General features: G+C 68.0%; 17 protein-coding genes. 11 read left to right on the forward strand and 6 right to left on the reverse strand.

The features are described 5' to 3' along the window. Positions 1-102: 102 nt before the first annotated feature. Positions 103-1,308: a helix-turn-helix domain-containing protein gene (locus EIK80_RS06460; protein ID WP_125156154.1), complete on the reverse strand. Its 1,206-nt coding sequence runs from the start codon at positions 1,306-1,308 to the stop codon at positions 103-105. Positions 1,309-1,491: 183 nt separating this feature from the next. On the opposite strand from EIK80_RS06460, the gene EIK80_RS06465 reads away from it, so the two are divergent. The 5 genes from EIK80_RS06465 (at position 1,492) to EIK80_RS06485 (ending at position 8,452) form a co-directional block, all read left to right on the forward strand. After that, a complete protein-coding gene (locus EIK80_RS06465) occupies positions 1,492-2,769 on the forward strand; it encodes a glycerate kinase (RefSeq protein ID WP_125156155.1) in 1,278 nt (425 codons plus the stop codon). A 190-nt stretch (positions 2,770-2,959) separates the two neighbouring features. Beyond that, positions 2,960-4,249, forward strand: coding sequence for a cytochrome c (locus tag EIK80_RS06470; protein WP_125156156.1), 1,290 nt, complete (start codon positions 2,960-2,962; stop codon positions 4,247-4,249). Between the two features lie 7 nt (positions 4,250-4,256). Further along, positions 4,257-4,745, forward strand: a complete 489-nt coding sequence (locus tag EIK80_RS06475) for a (2Fe-2S)-binding protein (protein WP_125156157.1) — start codon at positions 4,257-4,259, stop codon at positions 4,743-4,745. Further along, positions 4,742-7,051, forward strand: a complete 2,310-nt coding sequence (locus EIK80_RS06480) for a xanthine dehydrogenase family protein molybdopterin-binding subunit (protein WP_125156158.1) — start codon at positions 4,742-4,744, stop codon at positions 7,049-7,051. Before EIK80_RS06475 ends, EIK80_RS06480 begins: the two co-directional genes overlap by 4 nt. A gap of 192 nt (positions 7,052-7,243) precedes the next feature. After that, positions 7,244-8,452 (forward strand): acetyl-CoA C-acyltransferase, encoded by a 1,209-nt coding sequence (locus EIK80_RS06485; protein ID WP_125156159.1) that lies wholly within the window; start codon positions 7,244-7,246, stop codon positions 8,450-8,452. A gap of 33 nt (positions 8,453-8,485) precedes the next feature. Here EIK80_RS06485 and EIK80_RS06490 read toward each other — a convergent pair whose 3' ends face one another. Further along, entirely contained in the window at positions 8,486-8,941 is a 456-nt protein-coding gene (locus EIK80_RS06490) for an SgcJ/EcaC family oxidoreductase (RefSeq protein WP_125156160.1), read from the reverse strand. A 124-nt stretch (positions 8,942-9,065) separates the two neighbouring features. On the opposite strand from EIK80_RS06490, the gene EIK80_RS06495 reads away from it, so the two are divergent. The 3 genes from EIK80_RS06495 to EIK80_RS06505 are packed head-to-tail and all read left to right on the forward strand — an operon-like array spanning position 9,066 to position 11,730. After that, positions 9,066-10,544 carry a carotenoid oxygenase family protein gene (locus EIK80_RS06495; RefSeq protein WP_125156161.1) on the forward strand — a complete coding sequence of 493 codons (1,479 nt, stop codon included), beginning with the start codon at positions 9,066-9,068 and terminating at the stop codon, positions 10,542-10,544. A 16-nt stretch (positions 10,545-10,560) separates the two neighbouring features. Continuing rightward, positions 10,561-11,319: an SDR family oxidoreductase gene (locus EIK80_RS06500; RefSeq protein ID WP_125156162.1), complete on the forward strand. Its 759-nt coding sequence runs from the start codon at positions 10,561-10,563 to the stop codon at positions 11,317-11,319. A 9-nt stretch (positions 11,320-11,328) separates the two neighbouring features. Further along, complete coding sequence (locus EIK80_RS06505) at positions 11,329-11,730, forward strand: nuclear transport factor 2 family protein (protein ID WP_125156163.1); 402 nt, start codon at positions 11,329-11,331, stop codon at positions 11,728-11,730. A 96-nt stretch (positions 11,731-11,826) separates the two neighbouring features. Here the strand turns inward: EIK80_RS06505 and EIK80_RS06510 are convergent, their stop codons facing one another. Beyond that, positions 11,827-12,237, reverse strand: coding sequence for a limonene-1,2-epoxide hydrolase family protein (locus tag EIK80_RS06510; protein WP_125156164.1), 411 nt, complete (start codon positions 12,235-12,237; stop codon positions 11,827-11,829). Between the two features lie 450 nt (positions 12,238-12,687). On the opposite strand from EIK80_RS06510, the gene EIK80_RS06515 reads away from it, so the two are divergent. From EIK80_RS06515 to EIK80_RS06525, 3 genes are all read left to right on the forward strand, one after another. Next, positions 12,688-14,991, forward strand: a complete 2,304-nt coding sequence (locus EIK80_RS06515) for a TonB-dependent receptor (RefSeq protein ID WP_125156165.1) — start codon at positions 12,688-12,690, stop codon at positions 14,989-14,991. A 58-nt stretch (positions 14,992-15,049) separates the two neighbouring features. After that, positions 15,050-15,481 (forward strand): nuclear transport factor 2 family protein, encoded by a 432-nt coding sequence (locus EIK80_RS06520; protein ID WP_125156166.1) that lies wholly within the window; start codon positions 15,050-15,052, stop codon positions 15,479-15,481. Between the two features lie 80 nt (positions 15,482-15,561). Continuing rightward, a complete protein-coding gene (locus EIK80_RS06525) occupies positions 15,562-15,993 on the forward strand; it encodes a limonene-1,2-epoxide hydrolase family protein (protein WP_125156167.1) in 432 nt (143 codons plus the stop codon). Here EIK80_RS06525 and EIK80_RS06530 read toward each other — a convergent pair. The 3 genes from EIK80_RS06530 to EIK80_RS06540 are packed head-to-tail and all read right to left on the reverse strand — an operon-like array spanning position 15,990 to position 18,762. Next, on the reverse strand, positions 15,990-16,949 hold the full coding sequence (locus EIK80_RS06530; RefSeq protein ID WP_125156168.1) for a helix-turn-helix domain-containing protein: 960 nt from the start codon (positions 16,947-16,949) through the stop codon (positions 15,990-15,992). The two genes, EIK80_RS06525 and EIK80_RS06530, sit on opposite strands and share 4 nt — an antisense overlap. A gap of 59 nt (positions 16,950-17,008) precedes the next feature. Beyond that, positions 17,009-17,983, reverse strand: coding sequence for a nitronate monooxygenase family protein (locus tag EIK80_RS06535; protein ID WP_233586460.1), 975 nt, complete (start codon positions 17,981-17,983; stop codon positions 17,009-17,011). Continuing rightward, complete coding sequence (locus EIK80_RS06540; RefSeq protein WP_125156169.1) at positions 17,953-18,762, reverse strand: DUF1295 domain-containing protein; 810 nt, start codon at positions 18,760-18,762, stop codon at positions 17,953-17,955. Before EIK80_RS06540 ends, EIK80_RS06535 begins: the two co-directional genes overlap by 31 nt. Between the last annotated feature and the right edge of the window lies 1 nt (position 18,763).

The raw sequence follows: 18,763 nt of genomic DNA on the forward strand, positions 1-18,763 counted from the left end.
AGCGGGGGCTTAATCGCAGGCGATTATGACGTCAACATAACAGTTGTCCTAATTTTTACGGCAAGGCGCCTTGAGCGTCTCCTTACGGGATCGAACGGTTGTCTAGTCCTTGTGGCGCGCGATCAGCCAGCTCACCAACAGGTCGCGGCGGTCGTCGCCGTCCACGCCGGATAGGATTGTCTGTCCGGTGGCGATCATCGAAGCGGTCTGGCCGTCGAGGGCGTCGAGACCGGAATAGCCCCTGGATCTCAAGAGGCGGACATAGTTGACGCCGCGCCAGCGGCGCTGGTCGATGACATAGGGAGACAGCGCCGGATCCCGGGCGGCGGCCAGGACCACGGCCAGTTCCCCGCGCGCGACCGCCTGGCCGCGCCACGGGATCGGGTCAACGCCGGGTGGCGGCGAAGGCGGATCTCCGCGCCCGTCGGCGATCAGATAGACGCCGCTGATCGCCGCCTTGAACAGATCCGCCGCGGTCCTGAAATAATAGCCCACGGCCGAACGGGACAGGCCGGCGCGCTCGGCGACCGCCCGGTGGGTGAGCGCTTCGGCGCCGCTATCGACCAGAACATGGCAGGCGGCGAGGGCGGCGTCGCGCTTTGGCCCTGGCCCCATGGCGTCCGGGACATCGCCCGCCGGCAGGCCCAAGCGCCGATCCATGCGCCGCACCAGCCGCGAGAACAGCGGTTCGCGCCCGAGGCCGTCGCGCCCCAGCCGGCTGGACAGCCGGTCGATCGCCATCCGGCGCAGCAGGCGGTAGTCCGGGTCGTCGCCCACGACTAGGCTGTTGAATCCCTCGTCCGTAACATAGGCGGCGGCTAGACCGGCCCATATGGCGGCGTCCTCGATCCGCCCCTCGAACAGCCGCGCCCAGAACGCCCTGCGCTCGGCCAGCCACGGGGCCACCAGGGCCGCGACCTCGGCGTCGCGCGGCGCCCGTAGCGCCAGGTCCATCCAGATCAGTTGCGTCAGGCGCGCCTCGCCTTGAACCATGGCGTCGAGATACTGCTCCAGGATGGCGGCCAAGGCCTGGCGATCCAGGCGCTCGAGGCCATCCAGGCGTTCCAGCCATTCGTCGTGCCAGCGTCGGTTGCGAAGCCGTTCGCGCGTGACCACCTCGCTGAGGATGTCGGCCTTGGCGCCGAGATGATAGGCCAGGGCGCCCGATGTCGCGCCCACGGCGTCGCCCAGCCGACGGAAGCTCATCGCGCGCAGCCCGCCGTGGGCCAGTTCTCGCCGAGCGGCTTCGATCAGGCGATCGATCTGGGGATCGGGGGCGGGAGCGGCGTCGGGTGGTCCTGAAGTCATGACTTTTCTATAGCGTGAGCCCGCCCGCGAACCTCAAGAGATCGCGTCGCATAGTATAGGCGGCAAGGGACCCTCGCGCGCCGGCTGGGCGGCGACCCTGAAGGCGCCGCATCGAGTTTCAACTGATTTGTGCTTTTGACGGGTTGGCGGAGCGTGACCTGGCCAAGAGAGAGGGGGGCGAACATGACCGACATGGAGGCCCAGGAGGTCTTGAAGGCGATGTTCCAGGCGGCGGTCGCCGCCGCCTCCTCGGAACTATGCCTGCCGCCGCATCTGCCTGCGCCGCCCAAGGGGCGTACGATCGTGGTTGGCGCGGGCAAGGCCGCCGCCGCCATGGCCGCCGCCGTGGAAGCTCATTGGGAGGGCCCGCTCGAAGGGCTGGTGATCACCCGTTATGGTCACGGCGCGCCGTGCGAGCGCATCATGGTCGTCGAGGCCGGGCATCCGGTCGCCGACGCGACGGGCCTGGCCGCGACCGACGCCATGATCGCGCTGCTGAAGGGCCTCACCGCCGATGATCTGGTGCTGTGCCTGCTGTCGGGCGGCGGCTCGGCTCTGCTCACCGCGCCCGCGCCGGGACTGACCCTCGCGGACAAGCAGGCCATCACGCGGGAGTTGCTGCGCAGCGGCGCGGCGATCGACGAGATCAACTGCGTTCGCAAGCATCTGTCCGCGGTCAAGGGCGGCCGGCTGGCGCTGCTGGCCGCGCCGGCGCGTGTCGTGACCCTGGCCATATCCGACGTGCCCGGCGATGACATCTCGACAATCGCCTCGGGGCCGACCGTTCCTGACCCGACGACGCGCCGGGCGGCGTTGGCGATCCTTGAGCGCTGGCGCATCGCGATCCCCGAACCCGTCCGGGCCTGGCTGGCTGATCCCCGCAGCGAAACGCCCAAGACCGTCCTCGATGCGAAAGTGGCGTTGATCGCGCGTCCCCGCGACGCCCTGGACGCGGCGGCCCGGGCGGCCTCTGAAAGGGGGCTGACCCCGGTCATCCTCGGCGATGCGATCGAGGGCGAGGCGCGAAGCGTCGCCGCCGACCACGCGCGACTGGCCCTGGAGATCGCCGCCGGGCGTGGCGAGGTCGCACCGCCCTGCGTGCTGCTGTCCGGCGGCGAGACGACCGTGACGGTCACGGGCGGCGGGCGGGGCGGGCGCAACGCCGAATATCTGCTGGCCCTGGCCGTCGCCCTGGACGGCCGTGCCGGAATTCACGCCCTGGCCGCCGACACCGACGGCGTCGACGGCTCCGAGGACAACGCCGGGGCTATCCTCTTTCCGGGTAGTCTGGCGCGCCTCTCGGCCCTGGGACTGAACGCCGCTGAGCGGCTGGCCGACAACGACGGATATGGCGCCTTCGCCGCTCTCGGCGACCTGCTGGTCACCGGTCCCACGCGCACCAACGTCAACGACTTCCGGGCGATCCTGATCGACGCCTCGTCCTCCAGAACCTCGACATGACCAGGTGGGGCCACCAGTGATCGCCGTGATTTCGGGCGGCGGGATCGGCAGGAAAGTGGTTGCTTTGCGAACGTCTCGCAGAACGTGCGTATGCCTTGCCTGAGGCGGGGTTTGCTCGCAAGCTCTCCGCATCTGGCCTTGTTGCGGATGGGCGTTGAGCGTCCGCGCGGGACCGCCAGGAGGGCCCTCCATGCTGAAACGTCTCCTCGTCGGAACGCTGGCGATTCTGGTCGTCGGCCTGGTGGGCTTCGGGGCCTTCGCCTGGCGGCCTGCGATCGGCGAGATCGCGCCGCCCGCGCCGTCCAGCTTCGCGCCGGACCTGGTCGCGCGCGGCGAGGTTCTGGCCGGGGCGGGCTACTGCTCGACCTGCCATACGTCCAAGGGCGGCCAGCCTTTCGCGGGCGGTTACCCGATGAAGACAAGCTTCGGTACGATCTACTCGACCAACATCACCCCCGACCCCAAGACCGGGATCGGAACCTGGTCGGAGGCGGCCTTCCGCCGGGCGATGCACGAGGGCGTGGCCCGCGACGGCGGCCACCTGTTCCCGGCGTTCCCCTATGACCACTTCACCAAGTTGTCGGACGCCGACGTCTCGGCCCTCTACGCCTACATGATGACCCGGCCGGCGTTGGTCGCGCCCGCCAAGCACAACAGCATTCCCTTCCCGCTGAACATCCGCGCCCTGCAGGCCGGATGGAAACTGCTGTTCTTCAAGCCTGGTCGCTTCGAGCCCGACGCGACCAAGAGCGCCGAATGGAACCGCGGCGCCTATCTGGCCGAGGGCGTCAGCCACTGCGGCGCCTGCCACACGCCGCGCAACGTCCTGGGTGCGGAGAAACGCGACAAGGCCTTCGCCGGCGCCGCGATCGACAACTGGATCGCCCCGCCGCTGACCGCCGCCAATCCCTCGCCCGCGCCCTGGGACCAGGCCGAGCTCGTCGCCTACCTGCGCACGGGCCTCAGCCGCTATCACGGCGTCGCCGCCGGCCCGATGGCGCCGGTGGTTCACGACGGCCTGGTCAAGCTTCCGGACGCGGACATCCAGGCCCTGGCGGTCTATTTCGCCGATCGCGACGGCGCGGCGGGCCGGTCCTCGACCCTGGCGCCGGCCCTGCAACGGGCCGCCGCCGCCGACCGGCTGAACGTCGGGCCGCAGAACGATCCGTCGGCGCGGCTCTACACGGCGGCCTGCGCCTCCTGCCACTACAACGGCGCGGGCCAGCCCAATCCGTTGCGGCCGGACCTAGCCCTCAACAGCGCCGTCAATCTGGACGATCCGACCAACCTGATCCGGGTGGTGCTGTACGGCGTCAGCGCCAGGGACGGCGCGCCGGGCGTGGTGATGCCCAGCTTCAACCGCTTCAGCGACGCCGATGTCGCCAAGCTGGCGGCCTATCTGCGCGCCACCCGTACGGACAAGCCCGCCTGGCCGAACCTCGAGAAGAAGGTCGCGGCGATCCGCGCGCAGGGAAAGTGAGCCAGCCATGACCCAGTTCACGATCAACGGCCGGGCCGTCTCCATCGACGCCGACGAGGATACGCCCCTGCTGTGGGTGATCCGCGACGACATCGGCCTGACCGGCACCAAGTTCGGGTGCGGCGTCGGCATGTGCGGGGCCTGCACCGTCCATGTCGGCGGCCGGGCGACCCGCTCGTGCATCACCCCGATCAGCGCGGTCGAGGGCGCGGAAGTCACCACCATCGAGGGGCTCGATCCGGCCGGCCAGCACCCCGTGCAGAAGGCCTGGCTGGACTTGCAGACCCCGCAATGCGGCTACTGCCAGTCGGGTCAGATCATGCAGGCCGCCGCCATGCTGAAGGACTTCCCCGCGCCCACCGACCAGGACATCGACGCGACCATGAGCGGCAACCTGTGCCGATGCATGACCTATGTCCGCATCCGCGCGGCCATCAAGCAGGCCGCCGAGGCGATGGGCGGAAACGCGCCCAGCGCGACGGGAGCTAAGTCGTGAGCCGCCTGCCGCCGAAAGGCGAGTCCGGCGGCTTCCTGTCGCGCCGCAACTTCCTGATCGCCTCGACGGGCGCGGGCCTGGCGTTCGGCTTCTCCGCCCTGGTCGAGGCGGCGATGGATCCGGCCGCGCCTGGCGGGGTTCCGATAGCCTCGACCGGGCCCCGGTTCGAGCCGACGCTGTGGTTCGCCATCGACGGCGAGGGGATCGTCACCGTCAACATCATCCGCGCCGAGATGGGCCAGCATGTCGGCACCGCCCTGGCCCGGATCCTGGCCGACGAGCTGGACGTCGCCTGGGACAAGGTGCGGATCGTCCATGTCGACAGCGATCCCAAGTGGGGCCTGATGGTCACCGGCGGCAGCTGGTCGGTGTGGCAGACCTTCCCTATCTTCAGCCAGGCCGGGGCGGCGGGGCGCATCGCCCTGGTCGAGGCCGGGGCCAAGCTGCTGAACGTTTCGCCGGTCGGCGGAACGGCGCGTGGCGGCGTGGTCCATGTCGGCGGCAGGTCGATCTCGTACGGCGATATCGTCAAGCGCGGCGGCGTCGCGCGGACGTTCACACCCGAGGAGTTGGCCAAGCTGCCGATCAAGCCGGCGGCCGAGCGAAAGCTGATCGGCAAGCCGGGCAAGGCCCTGGACATCGCCGCCAAGATCAACGGTGCGGCGATCTATGGCATCGACGCCAAGGTCCCGGGCATGGTGTTCGCGCGGCCCAAGCTGCCGCCGACCCGCCACGGGGCCAAGGTGCTTTCGGTCAACGACAGCGAAGCCAAGAAGATCAAGGGCTACCTGCGCTGCCTGACGATCGAGGATCCGTCGGACACCGTCCCCGGCTGGGTGCTGGTGATCGCCGAAAGCTATCCGGCCGCCCTGCGCGCGTCGGAACTGGTCAAGGTGAAATGGGCTGCTGGACCGGGCGCCAAGGTGTCTGAAAAGGATCTGCAGGACCACGCCGCCAGCCTGATCGCCAAGCCGGATGGCGGCGCGCTGCTGGAGAACAAGACCGCCGACACCGCCCCGGCCTTCAAGGCCGCCAAGTCGGTGCTGGAACAGACCTACACCGCCGCCACCGTGCTGCACTTCCAGCTCGAGCCGCTGAACGCCCTGGCCTTCGAGAAGGACGGGATGATGGAGATTCACACCGGCAACCAGTGGCAGAGCCTGATCCTGCCGACCCTGGCCAAGGCCCTGGGGCGTCCCGAGACACAGATCGTCATGCGCACCTACATGCTGGGCGGCGGCTTCGGCCGGCGGCTGAACGGCGACTACGCGGTGCCGGCCGCCTTGGCGGCCAAGGCTCTGGGCAAGCCGGTCAAGCTGGTGCTGACCCGCGAGGACGACGTGCGCTTCGACTCGGTGCGCTCGCCCTCGGTCCAGACCGTGCGGATGGCCTTCGACGGGGCCGGAAATATTCTCGCCCAGGAACACCACGCCGCCGCCGGCTGGCCGACCCTGGCCAACGCCCCGGCCCTGATGCCCAAGGGCAAGAACGGCGTGGCCTATGATCCCTTCGCCATCTCGGGCGCGGATCACTGGTACGAGGTCGGCGCCCACAAGGTGCGGGCCATCAACAACGACCTGGCCAACGAGACCTTCCGACCTGGTTGGCTGCGGTCGGTGGGGCCGGGCTGGACCAACTGGGCCGGCGAAAGCTTCATCGACGAGGCGGCCCATCACCTGAAGACCGATCCGGTGGCCCTGCGACTGAAGCTGCTGACGGGCGCGGGCGCCAATGCGGGCAGCGACGCCAGCACCAAGGGCGGGGCCAAGCGCCAGGCCGAGGTGGTGCGTCGCGCGGCGGAAGCCGCCGGCTGGGGGCGACCGCTGCCGAAGGACACCGGCCTGGGCTTGGCGACCAGCTTTGGCCAGGAACGCGACATGCCGACCTGGGTTGCCTGCGTCGCCCGTGTCCACGTGGACCGCGCCAGCGGCGTGGTCACGGTCCAGAAGCTGACCCTGGTGACCGACGCCGGCACCATCGTCGATCCCGACGGCGCTCGGGCCCAGACCGAAGGCGCGGCGCTGTGGGGCCTGAGCATGGCCCTGCACGAGGGGACCGAGTTCGTGAACGGCCAGGTCAAGGACCTGAACCTAGACACCTACACGCCGCTTCGGATCTCCGACACGCCGGAGCTGGACATCCAGTTCGTCGACAGCGTCGAGGTGCCGGTCGGCCTGGGCGAGCCGGCGACGACGGTGGTCGCCCCGGCGATCGCCAACGCCATCTTCCGCGCGGTCGGTGTGCGCCTGCGGCACATCCCGATCACCTCGGCCGCCGTGCTGAAGGCGCTCGCGGAACAGACCTGATCGCCCCATCGGCATGGCGCCGCGGCCCCGTCTCGGGAAGCGGCGCCGGTCGCTGGCTGCAACCTCCGCACAACCCCAAAGCGTCCATCCGGCGTCTCGCGATCCGTCGACGATGGGATTGCTTTCTGGTCTGATCTAGGTCACTTCGTTAAAAAGACTTTTAAACGAATACTGACTTTGGGGAGGGACCGGATGGACGTCTACATCTTTGACGCGGTGCGCACGCCGCGGGGCAAGGGGCGTCCGGACGGTTCGTTGGCCGGGGTCAAGCCGGCCGGGCTCGTCGCGCAACTCGTGCGGGCCCTGGAGGCCAGGAACGGTCGCGAGGCGGTCCATGCCGCCGAACATTTCACCCTGGGCTGCGTCACCCAGTTCGGCGTTCAGGGCGGTCACCTAGCGCTGGCGTCACGGATCCAGACGGGGCTGCCCGATGCGATGTCGTGCCTGACGATCAACAACTTCTGCGTTTCGGGTCTGTCGGCGATCGCGGACGCGGCGCGGCGGATCGCCGCCGGCGAGGTCGATCTGGCCCTGGCGGGGGGCGCGGAGTCGATGTCACAGACGCCGTTCCTGGCCGACCAGGCCGACTTCTATGCCGACATGGCGCTGGCCAGGCGCATGGGCTGGGCGCCGGTCGGGCTGGCGGCGGATCTGTTGGCGACGCGCGAGGGCTTGACGCGGGCCGAACTGGACGCCGCCGTCCTCAAGTCCCACCAGCGCGCCGCGGCGGCCTGGCGGGAGGGCCGCTATGACAATCGGGTCGTGCCGATCCTGAATGAGGACCAGACGGTGGCCCTGGATCGCGACGAGAACATCCGCGACTACGGCGACGGCAAGTCGCTGGAGCGCTTCGGGCCGGTGTTCGCCGCCACCGGCGCGCAAGGCTATGACGACATCCTGCTGGAGAGCTTCCCCGAGCTCGGCAGGGTCGAGCACCTGCACACCATCGCTCATTGCCCGCCGATCTCGGACGGCGCGGCGCTGGTGCTGCTGGGCTCGCGCGCGGCGGGGCGGCGGCTGGGGCTGACGCCGGTCGCCAGGATCCGCGCGCTAGGCGAGGCGACCGACCATCATGTCCTGCAGCTGACGGCCGGCCCGGTGGCGATGGGCAAGGCGCTCGGTCGAGCGGGCATGGCCCTGGGTGAAGTCGGGGTCGTCGAATATATGGAAGCCTTCGCCGCCGTGCCGGTGCTGTTCGCGCGCGACTTCGGTTTCGATCCGGAGCGCCTCAATCCCAATGGCGGGCACCTGGCGATGGGTCATCCGATGGGGGCCACCGGAGCGATCCTGACCACGACCCTGCTGGACGACATGGCTCAGTTCGATGTCGAGACAGGCCTCGTGGTGGCGACGGGCGGCGTCGGGGTCGGCGCGGCTATGGTTCTCGAGCGGGCAGGGTAGGCGGCGCGGGAACGCCCCGCGCCGGCCCGAATCTCACGGTTCGCCCTTCAGCGCCTTTTCCAGGCTTGCGCGGTCGTAGTACTCGCGCCACTCGACGATCTTGCCGTCCTTGATGTCGAGTACGCCGACCACCGGAACCGCGCCGGGGTGACCGTTGTAGACGAACCGGTCGACGCGCTCCATGAACACCAGATTGTCGATGATCCCCATGTGGGCGATGTCCAGGGTGACGCCGTCGGGCGCGCCCTTGCCCAGGGCGGCGATGCGCTCATAGATCGCCGTGCGGCCCTTGACCGGCGCGACCATCATCGACGTCAGCGTGCCGTCCTCGGCGAACAGGTCGGCGACCTTGCCCCAGTCGGCATGCTTCCAGGCCGCGATCATGTCGCGCGCCACCGCCAGGCGGCTGGCGTCGGTGTCCTGCGCGAAGGCCGGCGAGGCGAGGGCCAGGGCGAGCGTCAGCGACGCGACCAGGCTTGCGATCTTCATGATTTCCTCCCGTGATTTTTTATGCGCCGGATGACGCTACGACATCACTTGCATAACAAGACCATGGTGCTAGGGTCGTGACAAGAGGCGCGGTCACGTCGTCTTTGAAGCAGGGAGAGTCTCGATGAAGCTGGAGCGCCTGCCCCCCGTTCTGACGACGCTTGGGCAAAGCAATCACCCCTACATGTCCGGGCCGTGGACGCCGCAGCACGAAGAGGTCAACGCGACCGACCTGACCGTGCTGGAGGGCGCGATTCCGACGGACATCGACGGCGTCTACATTCGCAACACCGAGAACCCCGTCCACCGTCCGCTGGGCCGCTATCACCCGTTCGACGGCGACGGCATGGTTCATATGATCAGCATCCGCGAGGGGCGCGCCGACTACCGCAACCGCTTCGTCCGCACGCGAGGCTTCCAGGCCGAGCAGGAGGCGGGCGGCTCGCTATGGGGCGGGCTCATGGACGGTCCGGGCGTCTCGACGCGGCCGGGCTTCGGCTGCCATGGCGGCATGAAGGACGCCTCGTCCACCGACGTGGTCGTGCATGGGGGTAAGATCGTCTCGACCTTCTATCAGTGCGGCGAGGCCTACTGGCTGGATCCGGAGACGCTGGAGCAGGGCGGGGTCGCCAGCTGGGGGCCGCTGGACGGCGTCTCGGCCCATCCGAAGATCGACGAGGCCACCGGAGAACTGCTGTTCTTCAACTACTCCAAGCACGCGCCCTACATGCACTACGGCGTGGTCGACCGGCACGGCAAGACGACGCACTACGTGCCGATCGACCTGCCCGGGCCGCGCCTGCCGCACGACATGGTGTTCACGACCAACTACTCGATCCTCAACGACCTGCCGGTCTTCTGGGACCCTGAACTGCTGAAGCGCAACATCCACGCCACGCGCTTCCATCGGGACCTGCCGTCGCGGTTCGGGATCATCCCGCGCTACGGACGCTCCGACGAGATCCGCTGGTTCGAGGCCGCGCCGACCTACATCCTGCACTTCCTCAACGCCTACGAGGAGGGCGACGAGATCGTCATGGACGGCTACTTCCAGGAGGATCCGACGCCGCCGCCGCTGGCCGACGCGCCCGAGGGCATGGGCCACCTGATGGCCTTTCTGGACGAGCAGTCCTTCCGGCCCAAGCTGCACCGTTGGCGCTTCAACCTGAAGACCGGCGAGACGACCGAGAAGCATCTGGACGAGCGGATCCTCGAGTTCGGCATGTTCAACCAGCGCTACGCCGGCAAGCCGTACCGTTACGCCTATTCCACGACGGCGAAGCCCGGCTGGTTCCTGTTCACCGGCTTCGTCAAGCACGACCTGGAGACCGGCGAATCCTGGAGCGTGAACCTGCCGGAGGGGCGCTACGCCAGCGAGTCGCCGTTCGTGCCGCGTATCGGGGCCGTGGACGAGGACGACGGCTATCTCGTCAGCTTCATCATCGACGAGAACAAGCAGACCTCCGAGTGCGTGCTGATCGACTGCAAGCGCTTCGAGGACGGGCCGGTCGTCCGCATCGCTCTGCCGCACAAACTGTCCAGCGGCACCCACAGCGTCTGGGCCGATCGGGCCTTCATCCGCGACGGTGTCAGCGCCGCCTGAAATCGGAGAGTTCCAGATGGATATCAAGAACAGCGTCGCGCTGGTGACCGGCGGCAACCGGGGCATCGGCGAGGCCTTCGTCCGCGCCTTCGTCGCCGCGGGGGCGGCCAAGGTCTATGTCGGCGCGCGTGACGTCGCCAGCGCCCAGCATCTGGTCGATGAGGCCGGTGGCAAGGTCGTGGCCATCGCGCTGGACGTCACCAAGCCGGAAACGATCACCGCCGCCGCCGCGCAATGCCAGGACGTGACGATCGTGGTCAACAACGCCGGCCAGTTCGGCATGCAGACCCTGCTCAAGGCGCCCGACCTGGAGACGGCGCGCCTGGAGATGGAGGTCAACTATTTCGGCCCCCTGGGCATGAGCCGCGCCTTCGCGCCGATCCTGGCCAAGGCTCCGGAGAGCGCCATCGTCAATGTGCTGTCGGCTGGCGGCATCGTGGCCGTGCCGGGTATGGGCGGCTACAGCCCGTCCAAGTTCGCGGCGCGGGCGATGAGCACCTGCCTGCGCGCCGAGCTGGCGCCCCAGAACACCAATGTCGTCGCCCTGATCGTCGGCTCGGTCGACACGCGCATGGCCAGCCATGTCGAGGGCTTCAAGGAGACGCCGGCGACCATCGCCGAGGCTGGCCTGAAGGCCATCAAGCGCAAGGCCGACGAGGTCGACACCGACTTCATGGCCATCGACGTGCGCGCCAACCTAGCCCGCGATCCGAAGGGCTTCGAACTTCAAATGCGTCGGTCGCTCGCGGGCGAGCGCGTCACCACTGGCCGCTGAGGAGCGTTCATGTCTAAGCCCGACACCCCAAAAATGGACTATGTGGATTTTGCCAAGCGCTTCGTGGCCGCCATCCAGGACGGGGACGGTGAAGCCGTCCGGGCCTTCTACGCACCCGACGCCAAGCTGTGGCACAACACCGACAATATCGAGCAGACCGTCGACCAGAACCTCAAGGTGCTGGCCTGGTTCGTGAAGACCCTGCCTGACCGCAACTATCGCGTCCTGCGCGTCGAGGCCCTGCCCGACGGTTTCATGCAGCAGCACGTGCTGGAGGCGACCCTGCCCAATGGTGAGCGCTGGGCGATGGACGCCTGCGTGGTCGTCAAGGTCGAGAACGGGCTGATCACGCGGCTGGACGAGTATCTGGACTCGGCCAAGTCGGCGGCCCTGCGCCCGTTCGGTCGTTAAGACGAGATCCGCGGCTTTCCTACTCGGCCGCCAGACTGGGGCGGGTCCTTCGCGGGACCCGCCCTTCTTGTTGGCCTGGCTGGATCGCAAAATGCTCTAGTCGCGGCCCGCGTGGTCGAAGTCCTGGGTGACCCCCATGGCCTTCAGCAGGTGGGCGCGGTCGTAGTATTCGCGCCACGTCTTGATCAGGTCGCCGTCGAACTCGAGAATCCCGACCACCGGCGCCGAGCCGAACTTGCCCCGGATCGTGAACTCGTCGCTGCGCTCCATGAACAGCAGGCCATCCACGACCCCGATGTGATGGATCTTCAGCTCGATCCGCTCGAGCCCGTCGCCCAGCGCCGAGACGCGGGCGTAGATCGCTTCGCGCCCGACGATGGGCTCGACCATCATCGAGTGCAGGACGCCATCGGGCGTGAACATGTCGGCGATCGCGCGCCAGTCCATGCGCTTCCAGGCGTCGGCCATCTCCAGGCCGCGCGCGATTTTCTGTTCATAGGTCAACATGGTCTTCTCCCTGAAATCGGCTCCAAGCTTGACCGGATCCGATGCTGTTCTTTTGAACTTTCATAATCGTACTTAATGGTGAGCTCTCGCCCTGTCGACCCTGAGGTTCAGGCTGGGGAAGGCCGTTCCGCCGCCCAAAAATAGACACTTGCGTTACGAGACTAAAAGGGCAATTCTCGCGCCATAGGCCGTTCAAGAGCCTTGAAAAGGGAGAGGGAGCGCTTCGCGGGGGCTTTCATGGGTGTCGTCGCGCTGGCTGCCGCGATGCCGTGATCCAGTAGATGCATTTTCGTTATGCAAGCGAATGCCGGGCGGTCCGGGCCCTCGCGAGCACGACGTCGCCTCCTCAGCGCGCTCCCCTCGACGCCGTAACCACCCGGGCTCGCCCGGTCGTCAACACAAGGGACTCCAAGACCGATCGATCGGCGCAGGTCCCCGGGGAGGAATGACATGCATCTCAACAGATCCGCTTCCATCATCGCGCTGATCGCGGGCGTCGGACTGGGCGCGCCCGCGCTCGCGGCTTCGGCCGATCAGGCCGCGCCGCAGAACACGCTCGAGGAACTGGTCGTCACCGCGCAGAAGCGCGAAGTGAACCTGCAGCAGGCGCCGCTTTCGATCTCGGCCGTCGGCGGCGAGACCCTGGCGCGCGACAAGATCATGAACTCCGAGGACCTTGGCCACGCCACGGTCGGCCTGTCCTTCACCCAGAACTCGCCCCAGGCGCTGGAGCTGAACATCCGCGGTGTGGTCAATACGCGCCTGTCGGCCCCGACCGCCGACCAGTCGGTCTCGACCTTCGTCGACGACGTCTATGTCAGCCGCTCGGGCAACCTGAACACGTCCTTCTACGACATCGACCGGGTCGAGTTGATCCGCGGTCCGCAGGGCGTGGTGCTGGGCAAGAACGTCGCCGGCGGCGCCATCAGCGTCATCTCGGCCGAGCCTCGGTTCGACTACAGCGGCCAGGTCGCCGTGACCTTTGGCAACTACAACCTGCAACAGACCACCGGCCACGTGACCGGCCCGATCACCAGCAATCTGGCGGGCCGCCTGTCGTTCCAGACGATCAACCACTCCGGCTACGCCAAGGACATCCTGCACGACGTCGACCTGGAGGACCTGGACTCCAAGCAGATCCGCGGCCAGCTGCTCTACAAGCCCGAAGGCAGCGACCTGCGCGTGCGCTTCATCGCCGACTACAACTGGGACACCAGCAACGGCCCCAACCGCGTGGGCATGGGCGAGACGACCTGCACCACGCCGACCCAATGCTTCGCGCCGTGGTACAAGGCCCGCCTGGCCATCGCCGCCCTGCGCGGCGGTCTCTCGATCCGCGAGAGCCTGCCGGTGTGGCCGCAGTTCAAGGGCGACGCCGCCCCGACCCGCCAGCGGGTGCAGCACGAGTCCGCCAGCTTCATCCTGAAGGTCGACAAGGACATCTTCCCCGATGTCGGCTTCACGTCGGTGACCGGCTATCGCGGCGGCCAGGCGTTCACACTGTATGATCAGTCGGGCGTCGGTCCGACCAACGGCTATGGCGTCATCACTCCGCTGCTGTTCGCCGAGCCGGTGAACTTCGTCGAGGACATCGCCCAGTTCACCCAGGAAGTGCGCCTGACCTCGCACTACGACAACAGTCGTTTCGACTGGATCGTCGGCGGCTTCTACCTGCACAACAAGGTGCGTCAGACCAATCGCTTCTGGGGCGAGAGCACCGTCCTGGGCGCGCTTTCGGGCGAGAGCTACTGGGATGACCACGGCCTGAACCGCGACATCGCCGTCTTCGCTCAGCTTGGTTACAAGTTCACCGACACGGTGAAGCTGGAAGCCGGGGTCCGCTATACGCGCGACAAGAAGAGCGGCACGCAGGAGGGCAGGGCCATCGCCCTGGGCGACAAGCTGAACCCCAACGACAAGACCCCGCTGACGCCGCTGACCGACCCGAACGGCTTCTTCACACCCTATGGCGAGAAGTGGTCGAAGGTTACGCCGCAAGCCACTCTGACCTGGACGCCGAACGGGGACTTCATGGCCTATGCCACGGTGTCGGTGGGCTTCAAGGGCGGCGGCTTCCAGAACGACGCGCCCAACGCCTTCGCCGCGCAACAACCCTACCGGCCAGAGTCGGTCACCAACTACGAGGCCGGCTACAAGTGGGAGTTCCTGGACCGTCGCGCGCGGTGGAACACCTCGGTGTTCTTGATGGACTACACCGACCTGCAGGTGCAGCGCACCGACGGCACCTGCCTGTGCAACGTGATTTCCAACGCCGGCGCCGCCAAGATCAAGGGCGTCGAGTCGGAGTTCCAGATCGCGCCCATGCGGGGCCTGCGCGTGTCCTTGGGCGGCTCGATCCTCGACGCCAAGTACACTGACTTCGTCGATCCCGTGACCAAGATCTCGTACAACGACAACTTCATGCAGCGGACGCCAAAGTACCAGCTCTCGGCCAGCGCCGAATACACGACCGCGGCCTTCGGGCTGGAGGACGCGCTGCACTTCAAGCTGGCCTACAAGAAGCAGGGCAAGATGTTCTGGGCGCCCGACACGGTCCAGTACGAGAAGCCCTACGGCCTGCTGGACGGTCGCATCAGCCTGTCGCCGGCGGACAAGCCGTGGGCGGTTTCGGTCTGGGGGCGCAACCTGACCGACAAGGTCTACCGCACCAACATCATCGACATCCTGGGGGATGCGGTGTCGTCGTTCGGGACGCCGCGCACCTTCGGCGTCGAGCTCTCCACCAAGTTCTAACTCCGTATCCTGGCGCCGGCGGCCCTGGGCTGTCCGGCGCCTTCTTTTCGAGGGGCCGATGGGCGCTTTGTTCTCCCGTTTGACCGAAGTCATCGCCGCCTGGCAGGCCAAGGATGTCGACAAGGTGCTGAGCTACATGTCCGAGGACATCGTCTGGCACTATGCCGCGCCGGCCTTGCCGCCGATCAAGGGCAGGGCCGCGGCGCGCAAGCTGCTGGTGAAGTTCCAGAGCGACATGCACGACATCCAGTGGCGGATCTTCAACCACGCCGAGACGGCCGACCGCCTGTTTCTGGAGGGAGTCGACGACTATCGCACGACCGACGGCCGGCGCGTCGCCGCGCCCTATGCCGGCGTCCTCGACTTCCGCGACGGCCTGATCACCGGCTGGCGCGACTATGTCGACCTGACCGTCATAGGCCAGCAGAAGGCCGGCGAGCCGTTCACCGCCCAGGTGGATGCTCTGATTGGTCGGGAGGCCGTCGGATGAGCGGCTTGGCGCGACGCGATCTCGTGGGCCTGGGCGCGGCCTTTGCCCTTCTTCCCATCACTTCAGCGGAGGGCGCTGGCATGGCCCGTCTCTACCCGGTCCTGGAAGCCATCATCGCCGCCTGGCGCCGTCAGGATGTCGAGGGCGTGCTGGTCCACGTCACCGACGACATCATCTGGCGCAACTCGGGCGGCTTCGCCCCGGCGATCCGCGGCAAGGCGGCCATGCGCGAGGTGCTGGTGGCCATGGCGTCCAAGATCAAGACCAACCACTGGCGGATCTTCGACCACGCCGAGAACGGCCATCGTCTGTTCATGGAAGGCGTCGACGAGTTCTGGTTCCACACCGGCGAGCACATCGCCATCCCCTATGCCGGCAGCCTGGAGTTCCGGGGCGACAAGGTTTGCGAGTGGCGCGAATATTTCGATGGCCGCCTCAGCCTGGCGATGAAGAACGGCGAGCCGCTCTCGGCCGAGGTCAAGGAAATGATCGGCCGGCCGGTGGCGCGCTAGGCGGGCGGCCTGACGGTCGTCAGATCGGCCGGTCCCCCGCATTGATCGCAGATCATGCGCGGCTCAAGCACGGCGCCGCAGGTCCGGTGGCGCATGATCGTCGGCGGTCCGGCCTCGGTCGCCAGCCAGCGGTCGCCCCAGCGGTTCAGCTCGATGATCAACGGGTGCAGATCCTTGCCCTCGTCGGTCAGGCGGTACTCCCAGCGTTCGGGCCGGGTCTGATAGAGAACGCGTTGCAGGATGCCCAGCTCGACAAGCCGTCCCAGGCGGTCGGTCAGGATGTTGGGGGCGATGGCCAGCGCCTCCTGGAAATCACCGAACCGCCGCCGGCCGGCGAAGGCCGAGGCGATCACATGGCTGGTCCAGCGGTCGCCCAGCACCTGGAAGGCGCGGTCCAGCATCGGATTGCCCTTGTTCAGCCCCTCCGACGGGACGATCGACCGACGCTGGGCGCGCGGCGGGGCCGAGGGCTCGTAGCCAGCGCCGGGTCCCGGCTCGACGATGACGTTGCGGACCGTCAGAGCCTCGCCGCAATGGCCGCAGGCCAACACCGGGGTGAACTCCGCCCCGCAGCTATGAACTAGGCGGTGGCCGGGATTGGCCGGGTCGTAGAACCAGCGCTTCTCCCAGCCGATGATGGCCAGCGCCACGCTATAGAGGTCGCGGCCCATCTCGGTCAGCCGGTACTCGAACCAGTTCGGGCGCTCGGCATAGGGCGTGCGGACCATGACGCCGGCCGCCTGCAGGCGCTTGAGCCGATCGGTCAACAGGCTGCGCGCCAGGCCGATGCGCGCCTGGAAATCGTCGAACCGCCGGACCCGCTGGAAGGCCAGGTAGAGGATCATCAGCGTCCAGCGATCCCCCACCACGTTCAGGGCCCGCGTGGCCGAATTGGCCTGCACCAACTGGTTCAGCGGGCGCGGGGAGATCGTTTCCGGCGGACTGTCTTCGGCCATGAGGTCCCGTATCTGGCGAGGGCGGCGGAAGGTCGATAGCCATCGCGCCGCCCTCTCTATCAAGCTCGCCGGCCGGCGCCCACTGTCGCGCGGGCGCGTTCATAGTCGGCGGCCAGGGACTCGACGATTGCGGCCAGTGGCTCGATCGCCTTGACCTCGCCGACGCCGTGGCCGGCGGCCCAGACGTCGCGCCAGCGCTTGGCCGAGTCCTCGGGGCGGCCCAGCTGGATCTCGGCGCGGCCGGTCAGTGAAGCGGGATCGTAGCCGGCCGCCAGCAGGCTCTGGCGCAGCCAGTTGGCCGGGATGCCGGTCAGGGCCGCGGAGGCGACGATGTCCTCGGCCCGCGCCTCGATCAGCATCTGCTTGTACGCCGGCTGGGCCATGCTCTCGGCGCAGGCGATCAGGCGGGTGCCCAGATAGGCCAGGTCCGCCCCCAACGCCTGGGCCGCCAGGATCGCGCGGCCGCTGCCGATCCCGCCGCCCAGAACGAGGGTCCCGTCGAACATTTCGCGCACCGCCGGCGCGAAGGCGAAGCCGGAGATCGGGCCGGTGTGGCCGCCGGCGCCCGAGGCAACCAGGATCAGGCCGTCGACGCCGGCCGCCGCCGCCTTCTCGGCGTGGGTCAGCGAATTGACGTCGGCGAAGACCAGGCCGCCATAGCCGTGGATCGCGTCGACCACGCCGGTGGGCGCGCCCAGGGCGGTGATGACGATCGGCGGCCTGTGCTTGAGCACCAGTTCCAGCTCCTCGTCCTTCCGGGCGTAGGAGCGGTGGACCATGATGTTGATCGCCCACGGCGGCGCCTCGGCCGGCAGCGCGCGGCCGATCAGGCTCATCCAGGCGTCGAGGTCGTCCAGAGTCCGGGCGTTGTTGGCGGGGAAGGAGCCGATGATCCCGGCCCGGCAAGCGGCCAGCACCATGTCGGTCCCTGAGACCAGGAACATCGGCGCGGCGATCGCCGGAACCTTCAGGCGATCGAGGAGGTGAGGGGGCAGCACCATGCTCAGTCCGCCTTGGCCGGCTTGGGCGGCCATGGGAAGAAGCCCGAGGTGCGGCGCATATAGTCCTCATAGTCGGGCTTGCGGCGGCGCATGCGGCCCTCGACGGTCGGAACGCCGCTCCAGCGGGTCAGGGTGAAGACCAGCCAGATCGGGCCGATGATCGAGACCAGGCCTAGCTGCGTCTCGGCCGCGATCAGGAACAGGCCCCACCAGACGCAGGCGTCGCCGAAATAGTTGGGGTGACGCGTGTAGCGCCACAGGCCCCTGTCCATCACCTTGCCGGCGTTGTCGGGGCTCTTCTTGAACCGCACCAATTGCCAGTCGGCCAGGCTCTCGAACAGCAGGCCGAATATCGCGAGGCCCGCGCCGACAAGGCCCAGGACGCCCAGTTGCGTCGGGGTGTCGGCGATCTGGCCCAACTGGACGGGCAGACAGACCATCCACAGCAGCGGCATCTGCAGCATGAACACCATGCGGAAGGCGGCATGGGCGAAGCCCCAGCCGCGTTCCTCCTTGGCCTTGGCCAGCATCCGCACATAGCGGCCGTCGGGGCCGTGGTCGCGCCAGCGCCACAGCATGTAGCCGCCCAGGCGCAGGGCCCAGGCGACGCAGATTCCGGTCATCACCATCCGCCGCTGCGTGCCGCCGCCGGTCTGCAGGTAGGTCGCGACCGCCACGACGCCCATGCCCAGGCCCCACAGGCTGTCGACGGGTGTAACGTCGCGCATCGCCACGCAGATGGCCCAGGCGGCCACGAACACGGCCAGGATCACCCCGGCGTTCACCAGCGGAATGAGAATATAGTCAGGCATC

This window comes from Caulobacter sp. 602-1 (assembly GCF_003931565.1).
GTDB lineage: Bacteria > Pseudomonadota > Alphaproteobacteria > Caulobacterales > Caulobacteraceae > Caulobacter.

Excerpts from the sequence above, each read along its gene's own strand:
- EIK80_RS06460 (WP_125156154.1), bottom strand. The coding sequence starts at position 1,308 with ATGACTTCAGGACCACCCGACGCCGCTCCCGCCCCCGATCCCCAGATC.
- EIK80_RS06465 (WP_125156155.1), top strand. The coding sequence starts at position 1,492 with ATGACCGACATGGAGGCCCAGGAGGTCTTGAAGGCGATGTTCCAGGCG.
- EIK80_RS06470 (WP_125156156.1), top strand. The coding sequence starts at position 2,960 with ATGCTGAAACGTCTCCTCGTCGGAACGCTGGCGATTCTGGTCGTCGGC.
- EIK80_RS06475 (WP_125156157.1), top strand. The coding sequence starts at position 4,257 with ATGACCCAGTTCACGATCAACGGCCGGGCCGTCTCCATCGACGCCGAC.
- EIK80_RS06485 (WP_125156159.1), top strand. The coding sequence starts at position 7,244 with ATGGACGTCTACATCTTTGACGCGGTGCGCACGCCGCGGGGCAAGGGG.
- EIK80_RS06490 (WP_125156160.1), bottom strand. The coding sequence starts at position 8,941 with ATGAAGATCGCAAGCCTGGTCGCGTCGCTGACGCTCGCCCTGGCCCTC.
- EIK80_RS06495 (WP_125156161.1), top strand. The coding sequence starts at position 9,066 with ATGAAGCTGGAGCGCCTGCCCCCCGTTCTGACGACGCTTGGGCAAAGC.
- EIK80_RS06500 (WP_125156162.1), top strand. The coding sequence starts at position 10,561 with ATGGATATCAAGAACAGCGTCGCGCTGGTGACCGGCGGCAACCGGGGC.
- EIK80_RS06505 (WP_125156163.1), top strand. The coding sequence starts at position 11,329 with ATGTCTAAGCCCGACACCCCAAAAATGGACTATGTGGATTTTGCCAAG.
- EIK80_RS06510 (WP_125156164.1), bottom strand. The coding sequence starts at position 12,237 with ATGTTGACCTATGAACAGAAAATCGCGCGCGGCCTGGAGATGGCCGAC.
- EIK80_RS06515 (WP_125156165.1), top strand. The coding sequence starts at position 12,688 with ATGCATCTCAACAGATCCGCTTCCATCATCGCGCTGATCGCGGGCGTC.
- EIK80_RS06520 (WP_125156166.1), top strand. The coding sequence starts at position 15,050 with ATGGGCGCTTTGTTCTCCCGTTTGACCGAAGTCATCGCCGCCTGGCAG.
- EIK80_RS06525 (WP_125156167.1), top strand. The coding sequence starts at position 15,562 with ATGGCCCGTCTCTACCCGGTCCTGGAAGCCATCATCGCCGCCTGGCGC.
- EIK80_RS06530 (WP_125156168.1), bottom strand. The coding sequence starts at position 16,949 with ATGGCCGAAGACAGTCCGCCGGAAACGATCTCCCCGCGCCCGCTGAAC.
- EIK80_RS06535 (WP_233586460.1), bottom strand. The coding sequence starts at position 17,983 with ATGGCCGCCCAAGCCGGCCAAGGCGGACTGAGCATGGTGCTGCCCCCT.
- EIK80_RS06540 (WP_125156169.1), bottom strand. The coding sequence starts at position 18,762 with ATGCCTGACTATATTCTCATTCCGCTGGTGAACGCCGGGGTGATCCTG.